General features: G+C 68.4%; 7 protein-coding genes and 1 tRNA gene. 2 read left to right on the top strand and 6 right to left on the bottom strand.

The features are described from left to right. The 3 genes from CRO07_RS14165 to CRO07_RS14155 all read right to left on the bottom strand — a co-directional run. The coding region (locus tag CRO07_RS14165; RefSeq protein ID WP_141400065.1) for a transposase at window positions 1-161 on the bottom strand (161 nt) is incomplete at its 3' end. 789 nt (window positions 162-950) lie between these two features. Continuing rightward, window positions 951-1,025 (bottom strand) — tRNA-Asn (locus tag CRO07_RS14160). 58 nt (window positions 1,026-1,083) lie between these two features. Beyond that, window positions 1,084-2,004: an MBL fold metallo-hydrolase gene (locus CRO07_RS14155; RefSeq protein ID WP_235841012.1), complete on the bottom strand. Its 921-nt coding sequence runs from the start codon at window positions 2,002-2,004 to the stop codon at window positions 1,084-1,086. A gap of 40 nt (window positions 2,005-2,044) precedes the next feature. Here CRO07_RS14155 and CRO07_RS14150 point away from each other — a divergent pair, with 40 nt between their 5' ends. Beyond that, window positions 2,045-3,361: an ATP-binding protein gene (locus CRO07_RS14150; protein ID WP_097031319.1), complete on the top strand. Its 1,317-nt coding sequence runs from the start codon at window positions 2,045-2,047 to the stop codon at window positions 3,359-3,361. A 54-nt stretch (window positions 3,362-3,415) separates the two neighbouring features. On the opposite strand, the gene CRO07_RS14145 is transcribed toward CRO07_RS14150, so the two are convergent. Genes CRO07_RS14145 through CRO07_RS14135 form a run of 3 tightly spaced genes read right to left on the bottom strand, consistent with a single transcriptional unit; the run spans window position 3,416 to window position 6,926 of the window. Next, window positions 3,416-4,048: an ATP-binding cassette domain-containing protein gene (locus CRO07_RS14145; RefSeq protein WP_097031318.1), complete on the bottom strand. Its 633-nt coding sequence runs from the start codon at window positions 4,046-4,048 to the stop codon at window positions 3,416-3,418. Next, window positions 4,045-5,733 carry an ABC transporter permease gene (locus tag CRO07_RS14140; RefSeq protein ID WP_097031317.1) on the bottom strand — a complete coding sequence of 563 codons (1,689 nt, stop codon included), beginning with the start codon at window positions 5,731-5,733 and terminating at the stop codon, window positions 4,045-4,047. The genes CRO07_RS14145 and CRO07_RS14140 overlap by 4 nt, the downstream gene beginning before the upstream one ends. Continuing rightward, window positions 5,730-6,926, bottom strand: coding sequence for an ABC transporter substrate-binding protein (locus CRO07_RS14135; RefSeq protein WP_097031316.1), 1,197 nt, complete (start codon window positions 6,924-6,926; stop codon window positions 5,730-5,732). The genes CRO07_RS14140 and CRO07_RS14135 overlap by 4 nt, the downstream gene beginning before the upstream one ends. Before the next feature lie 117 nt (window positions 6,927-7,043). Between CRO07_RS14135 and CRO07_RS14130 the strand changes: the two genes are divergently transcribed. Beyond that, the gene (locus CRO07_RS14130) at window positions 7,044-7,676 is read left to right on the top strand and encodes a CDP-alcohol phosphatidyltransferase family protein (protein ID WP_097031315.1); all 633 of its coding nucleotides are present in this window, start codon (window positions 7,044-7,046) and stop codon (window positions 7,674-7,676) included.

Here is a 7,676-nt window from a genome sequence, read left to right as displayed (position 1 = left end):
GTCTCGCCAGTGGCCGCCTTCGCGAACTTGCGCTTCCACGCATAGAGCGAATGCAGGCTGACCCCGAGCCGCTCCGAAACCTCCTTGATCGGGTAGCCCCGCTCCGTGATCTGCGCGACCGCGTCACGCTTGAACTCGTCCGTGAAATTGCCTGTGCCCATCATGGCCTCCTTGCCTCAAAGTTAGCGAAGAAGGCGTCCAGGAAACATGGGGCTATTCACTCATTCAATTTTCAAAACAACATAACATCCATAACAGATCGTTGAAACAAAAAGGATTTCACGCGTTACGCGTGGGATGTGCCTTCATAACGGACCATAACATCGGCACGGTTCAGAGTGGCGCGCGAGTGACGGGTAACTTTGCCTTGCGTCGCCCCCTTTGGACGCCTGCGCTGTGCGCGTGCTGCAAGGGGGCTGGGGGCGCGTTGTGCGTTCGATGCGGGGACGTGTCGCGCTCGGGGGCGTCGTGCGCTGTGACGCGGATTTGCGCGCGTGTCGTGGGCGTCGTTTGTCGCGTGACGTCTGCGCGTCAGCCCCCACGTTATCCAGGTGTCAGCCTCGCTCGTCTGATTCCTCGTTTCATCGTGTTTGATCGTGTGTTTGCTCGGGCCGTCCTCGGCCATGCAGCATGATACTTGACTAGATGACTATGTGACTGGGTGCGGGGTCGATGGGAAGATGCCCCCCCCTATGTAGGTGGGGGGTGTGGGGCCAAGGCAGGGGGCTAATCGACCCACACTTGCGCCAAATTTTCGGTCGGGATTTCCCTCGGTGCAGGATTGTGCAGTCAGATCAGTTGTTTGCGAGCCTCACGCGCGCCCCGTGCGATGCTGCGCACCGACCACTGTGGAAGCTGCACAATGTTTGCCATATGTTTGCGAGCGTCTGAAATGCTACGGGGAAGCGTTGCCGCTTCCCCTGTAACTCATTGAAATCGTTTGGGATTTCTGGCTCCGGCGGTAGGGATCGAACCTACGACCAATTGATTAACAGTCAACTGCTCTACCGCTGAGCTACGCCGGAACATGTGGGCCGTATAGCAACGGGTTTCGGGGGCGTCCAGAGGGTTTTGGAACTTTTTTCAGAACTTTGTGACAGAGCCTGCCAGCCGGTAGAGCGCGGCCCTTGAAACCTTGGGATCTGCTCTCACAAGCCCCTTCGCGCAGAGATCGATCAGGTGCGCGAACAGGTTGCGCTCGGCTGCCGGAAGAAGCGCGGGCGGGGTGTCGTGATAGATCTGCGCGGTCAGATCGGGCAGTCGGGCCGGGTTGCGGGCCAATTCGGCCAGCAAAGCCGATTCGCGTTGGCGCCGGTGGGCGGCGAGCCATTCCAGACGTGCCGCGGGATCGGTGACCGGATCGCCGTGGCCCGGGTGAAGGACACGCCACGGCCGTGTCGACAGCCGCTTCAGCGAGGCCATGTAGGCGCCCATGTCACCATCGGGCGGCGACACCAGCGACGAGGCCCAGCCCATCGCGTGATCGCCCGAAAAGCAGCGGTCCTCCCAGCCGAAGCAGAGATGGTTGCCGAAATGGCCGGGGGTGTGGATCGCCTCGATCACGCCCCAGCCGGTGCCCCGCACCATCTCGGTGTCGGCAAGGCAGCGGTCCGGGACGAAAGCGGCATCGACCCCTTCGCCGCCTCCGAGGGCGGCGCTGGCCGCCAGATCCGCCATCACCGGGCTGCGTCCGGCCTCTGCGCCACCGAAGGCCAGCACCTCGGCGCCGGTCAGCCGCGCCAGAGGCCGGGCGAGGGGCGAATGGTCCAGATGGGCATGGGTGACGAGGATGCAGACGATACGCTCGCCCGGGGCCAGAGCCGACAGAATAGCCGCGCGATGGGCGGGCAGGTCGGGGCCGGGATCGATCAGCGCCAGCTCGCCCTCGCCGACGAGATAGCTGTTGGTTCCGCGGAAGGTCATGGGCGAGGGGTTGGGCGCCAGAATACGGCGCAGGCCGGGCTCCAGCCGGACACAGAGGCCGATTTCGGACGGTTCGGACATCGCTCTTTCCTCGGCTCGGGGGGGCGGCTAGGCTGGCTGCATGTTCGCCCCGCTGAAGATCCTTGTTCCCCGCAGCCTTTACGCGCGGGCCGCCCTGATCCTGATCGTGCCGATCGTCACGATCCAGCTTGTGATTTCAATAGTGTTCATCCAGCGCCACTACGAAGGCGTGACACAGCAGATGGTGCGCGGCCTGACGATCGAGTTGCGCTATCTGCTGTCCGAGGTGAATGGCGCCGCCACCGGCGCCGAAGCCGCGGCGCGTGCCCTTGCCGTGGGCAGGGCGCTGGACCTTTCCACCGGCCTGCCGGCGAACTGGCCAGTGACCGATGACCGTCGCGAATTCTGGGACCTGTCGGGGCGCGCGGTGATCATGGCGCTGCGGAACAGCTTGCCGGAACTGCGGATGGTCGATCTGACGCCGGACAACCGGGTGCGGCTGATTTTGACGTCAAGGCACGGGTTGGTGTCGGTTGCGGTGGATCGGCGGCGGGTGTCGGCGTCGAATCCGCATCAGTTGCTGGTGCTGATGATTTTCACCTCGATCCTGATGACGTTGATCGCTTATCTGTTCTTGTCCAACCAGTTGCGGCCGATCAAGCGGATGGCCGATGCGGCCGAGGCCTTCGGCAAGGGCCAGCATGTGCCCTATCGTCCGCGGGGTGCGCTGGAGGTGCGGGCTGCGGGCGCGGCCTTCGTCGAGATGCGCGCCCGGATCGAGCGTCAGATCGAGCAGCGGACGCTGATGCTGTCGGGGGTCAGCCACGACCTGCGAACACCGCTGACGCGGTTGCGGTTGGGGCTTGCGATGCTCGAGGATCAGGACGCGGCCGAAGACCTTCTGCGCGATGTGGCCGACATGGAGCGTCTGGTGAACGAATTCCTGTCCTTCGCACGCGGCGATGCGCTGGAAGATGCCGAGGATGTCGATCCGATCGCCCTTGTGACGCGGGCGGTCGAGAATGCCCACCGCGCCGGGCAGAATGTGGCGCTGGTCGAGGTCGAGGGGCAGGGCCGGATGCGGTTGCGGCCGGCTGCGGTGACACGGGCGCTAGAGAATCTTATCGGCAATGCCGTGCGCCATGGTCGCCGGGCCGAGGTTCGGGTTCTGCTGGCGGATCGCGCGTTGCGGATCGTGATCGAGGATGACGGGCCGGGCATCCCTGCCGACCGGAGGGACGAGGCGCTGCGCCCCTTCACCCGGCTGGATACTGCGCGCAACCAGAACCGCGGCGGTGGCGTGGGGCTGGGTCTTGCCATTGCCAAGGACATCGCACGCAGCCACGGCGGCACGCTGCGGCTGGGCGCAAGCGAAACGCTGGGCGGGCTGCGGGCCGAGATCGTTCTGGCGCGCTGATCCGGGCCGCAGGGCGCGGCCTTTGCTGTCAGGCGGCGGTGGGCGCGACGGGTGTCAGGGGGCGGGGGGCAGCACCGGGCCGCCTGCGGCCCGAGCGTCCTCGGCGTCGTGGGTGACAAGGATTGCGGGCAAGCCGGTCTGCCGGATCCGGTCCAGCACGAAGCCACGGATCTGGCCGCGCAGGTAGGCATCAAGCCGCGAGAACGGCTCGTCCAGAAGCAGCGCCGCAGGTTCGGCCAGCAGCGTGCGCATCAGCGCGACGCGCGCCCGCTGGCCGCCCGACAGGGTGGCGGGATCGCGGTCGGCAAAGCCCTCCAGTCCGGCCTCGGCCAGTGCGGATGCGATCCGGGCGCGGCGTGCGGCCCCGCGAAGGCCAAACGGCAGCCCAAAGCCCAGATTGCCCGCCACCGACAGATGCGGAAACAGCACATCGTCCTGAAACATCATGCCGATTCGACGCGCGCGGGGGGGACGGCCGGTCAGGTCGCGGCCGTCCAGAACGACGCGCCCGCTGGCCCGGAACGCCGGCGCCAGCGTGCCAAGGATCGCCGCCAGCGCCGTCGATTTGCCCGAACCGGACGGGCCCATGATGGTGACCACCTCGCCCGGGGCCACGGTCAGGTTCAGCTCGACCACCGTCGCCCCGTCGCGTGTGACGCGCAGCCCGTCCAGCCACAGCCCCCTCATGCCGGGGCCATCCCGCGGCGGTTGCGGAAGGCCAGTGCCGGCGCCGCCAGCGCCACGGCAAAGCAGGCCGCCGGCAGCAGCATCTGAAGCAGCGCATAGGTGCCGACGATGCGCCGGTTCCCGCCCGACGACAGCGCCACCGCCTCGGTCGTCAGCGTCACCACCCGACCGCCGCCGATCAGCAGAGTCGGCAGATACTGACCGACCGAAACCGCCATGCCGACCGCCAGCGCCGTCAGCGCCGGGGCAAGCAGCATCGGCAGGCGCAACTGCCAGAAGATCCGGGCCTCGCCCGCGCCCAGTGCCGCGGCGGCGGTGGCGATCCGCCCGTCCCATGCCCGCCACGGGCCGGACAGCGACAGAAAGACGTAGGGCAGCACAAAGACCAGATGCGCGGTGGCAACTGCCAGCGGCGTGCCGTCCAGCCCCACGGCCAGTGCCGCCGCCTGAAGCCCGGGCAGAAAAGCCACCTGCGGCACGATCAGCGGCAGGTAAAGCAGTGCCATCGCGCCCGCGCCGGGGCGAAGCCCGTGCCGCGTCTCGGTCTCCAGACAGGTCAGCGTCAGCGCCAGCGCCGCCAGCGCCGCCGCCAGCGCCAGCCCCAGCGTCATCGCCGTATCCGCCACCAGATCGGGCGCCGCGGCGACCCATGTCCGCAGGCTGAGCGTTTCGGGCAGTGCCGCGGGGAAAGCCCACATCCCCGCCACCGACCAGATCGCCAACCCCGCCAGCCCCGCGCCCACCGCGCCCACGGTCAGCGCCGCCATCCCAAGCGCCAGCAGCCGCAGCGCCGCATCCAGCCACACCAGTCGCAGGCCCAAAGCCGCGGCCCGCAGCAGCCCGCGACGCAGCACGGCTTCGGCCAGCCGCCACAGCGCCAGTGCCGCCACCACCAGCCCCAGTTGCAAGGCCGCCGCCGCCGCCGCACGGGCACGCTCGGCCAGCGCGGGGTCGGCCATCCACAGCGCGATCTGCGCCGACAGCGTCGGCGGGCGTGTCGGGCCAAGGATCATCGCCATCTCGACCGCGGTCATCGAGTAGGCCAGCACCGCATAGACCGGCAACCGGATCTGGGCGTAAAGCGCGGGCAGCACCGCAAAGGCCCAGCCTGCGGCGCGGCCGTGGCCCAGGCTCTCGGCCAGCAGCATCCGGCGCGGCGCGTCGGTCTGGGGCAGGGCGGCCAGCGCCATCAGCAAAAGGAACGGCACCTCTTTCGCCACCAGCCCCGCGATCAGCGCAAGGCCGGCGGGGTCGTTCAGCGTCAGCAGGTCGGGCGGCTCGGCCCAGCCGGTGGCCCAGGGCGACAGCGCCCGCACGATCCAGCCCGAAGGCGCCAGCAGGAACGCCAGCCCCAGCGCCACCGCCGCATGGGGCACCGCCAGCAGCGGCGACAACAGCCGCATCAGCGCGCTGAAGGCGCGCGTTCCCGGCAGCAGCGCAAGGATCAGCAACGTCAGCGCCAGCGCCAGCACGGTCGAGATCAGCCCGGTGGCCAGCGACAGCCTGACCGCTGCGCCAAGCCCCGGCCAGTCGGCCAGTGCGCGGAAGGCGTCAAGGCCGCCGCCCGTGCCCAAGCCGAAGGCCGGCGCCACGGTTCCGGTCAATCCCGCGAGCACGGGGCCGGCAATCACAAGCAGCGTCAGCCGGGGCGCCTGTCGCAGCAGGGCGCCGCCGGGGTGCCTCATTCGGCGGACCCGTAGCGGCGGACCCAGTCTTCTGCGATCCGCTCCATCCAGCTGGCGTGGGGTTCCAGCAGGGTGGGGCCAAGGTCGGCGGGTGGCAGTGTGGCGGGGCCAAGGTCAAGCGCGTCGAACCGGGCGCGATCCTCGGGCGACAGCGCCCCGAGGTCCAGCACGGTCTGGAATCCCAGCACCGCGGGATCCTGAGCCCGGGCCTGAACCGTCGGATCCAGCAGAAGGTTCGCGATCACCTTTGCGCCGGCCTCGTGCGCGGCGTTGAAGGGGATGGCCACGAAGCTGGCATTGCCGATGGTGCCGCCGTCCAGGACAAACGTCCGCACCGTTGCCGGCAGCTCGCCTGCCGCGATCGCCGCCGACGCCCGGCCGGGGTTGAAGGCGAACGAGATCGCAACCTCGCCATCGGCCAGAAGCTGGGCCATTGCCGGCTCGTTTCGGGGGAAGGCGCGGCCTTCGCGCCACAGATTCGGCGCGGCCTCGTCCAGCCAGGCCCAGAGCGGCGCGGTCACCGCCTCATAGCTGGCGGGATCGACGGGTTCTTGCAGCACGGACGGGTCGGGGGTCAGGCCGTGCAGCACCTGTTTCAGAAAGGTCGTGCCCAGATAATCCGGCGGCTGGGGATAGGTGAAACGGCCGGGATTGGCCTTGATCCAGTCAAGCAGCCCCGCCAGCGTTCGCGGCGAATCGGGCAGGCGGGCACTGTCATGTTCGAACACCAGCCGAGCCATGGCCCAGGGGCTTTCCAGACCCTCGGTCGGCTCGGTGAAATCGGTGATGACGGCGGGCTTGCCCACCACATCGACAAGGCGCCAGTTCGGCAGGCGTTCGGCAAAGGGCGCCGACAGCACCCCTTGCGCCTTCATCGCGGCGAAATTCTCGCCGTTGATCCAGATCAGATCCACCGCCCCGCCCGTGGTGCGCCCGGCCTGCTTTTCGGCCAGCACGCGCGCCACCGCATCGGTGGTATCGGCCAGCTTCACCTGTTCCAGCCGGACGCCGTGGCGGTCCAGCGCCTGATCGCCCACCCAGTCGATGAAGGCGTTGATCTTCGGATCGCCCCCCCATGCGTGCCAGTAGACGGTCTGGCCGCGGGCCTCGGCCAGAACCGTGTCCCAGTCCGAGGCCGTGGCAGGCAGGGCCGCAAGGCAGGCAAGGGCCGTGGCGAACAGTCGGGCGAACATCGGGCTCTCCTTCATCGGGTCAGGTTTTGCTTACCCCGGCGGGGGGCGTTTTCGCAACGGACGGTTGCCAGCCCGCGGCGCTTGGGCGAAACAGAGGTGACAGCCCTGCGAGGCCCCATGCTTGACGGCCTGATGCGCCGCCTGATCGACCCGCCCCTGAACCGCGCCGGACGGATGCTGGCCGCGCGCGGCATCGGCGCGGATGCCGTGACGCTGGCGGGGCTGGGCGCGGGGTTGCTGGCGGCGGGGCTGCTGGCGGCTGGGGCGCCGGGCTGGGGGGCGATTCTTCCTCTGGTTGCGGGGCGGCTGGCCGACGGGCTGGATGGCGCCATCGCACGGGCGACGCGCAAGACCGATTTCGGCGGTTTTCTCGACATTGCCTGCGATTTCCTGTTCTACGCCGCGATCCCGCTGGCCTTCGTGCTGCGCGATCCGGCAAACGGGGCGGCCGGGGCGTTCCTGCTGGCCTCGTTCTACGTCAACGGCGCGACTTTCCTTGGTTTTGCGGTTCTGGCCGCCAAACGAGGCATGGACAGCAACGCGCGCGGCGAGAAGTCGCTTTATTTCACCGCCGGGTTGCTGGAAGGCAGCGAAACCATCGCCTTTTTCCTGTTCATCTGCCTGTTTCCGGGGCTTTTCATGCCCGCGGCCTGGGTTTTCGGCGGACTTTGCTTCGTCACGGCGGCCAGCCGCGTCATGCTGGCCCGCCGCCTGTTCGTCGATCTGCCGCCCGAGCCGCCGTTTCGATAG

Origin of the sequence: Cereibacter ovatus, assembly GCF_900207575.1 — a bacterium.
Lineage (GTDB): Bacteria > Pseudomonadota > Alphaproteobacteria > Rhodobacterales > Rhodobacteraceae > Cereibacter_A > Cereibacter_A ovatus.
This window is presented reverse-complemented; position numbering and strand designations above follow the sequence as displayed.

What these genes read in the sequence shown, in the direction of transcription:
- CRO07_RS14155 (WP_235841012.1), bottom strand. Translation starts at nt 2,004, where the DNA reads ATGTCCGAACCGTCCGAAATCGGCCTCTGTGTCCGGCTGGAGCCCGGC.
- CRO07_RS14150 (WP_097031319.1), top strand. Translation starts at nt 2,045, where the DNA reads ATGTTCGCCCCGCTGAAGATCCTTGTTCCCCGCAGCCTTTACGCGCGG.
- CRO07_RS14145 (WP_097031318.1), bottom strand. Translation starts at nt 4,048, where the DNA reads ATGAGGGGGCTGTGGCTGGACGGGCTGCGCGTCACACGCGACGGGGCG.
- CRO07_RS14140 (WP_097031317.1), bottom strand. Translation starts at nt 5,733, where the DNA reads ATGAGGCACCCCGGCGGCGCCCTGCTGCGACAGGCGCCCCGGCTGACG.
- CRO07_RS14135 (WP_097031316.1), bottom strand. Translation starts at nt 6,926, where the DNA reads ATGTTCGCCCGACTGTTCGCCACGGCCCTTGCCTGCCTTGCGGCCCTG.
- CRO07_RS14130 (WP_097031315.1), top strand. Translation starts at nt 7,044, where the DNA reads ATGCTTGACGGCCTGATGCGCCGCCTGATCGACCCGCCCCTGAACCGC.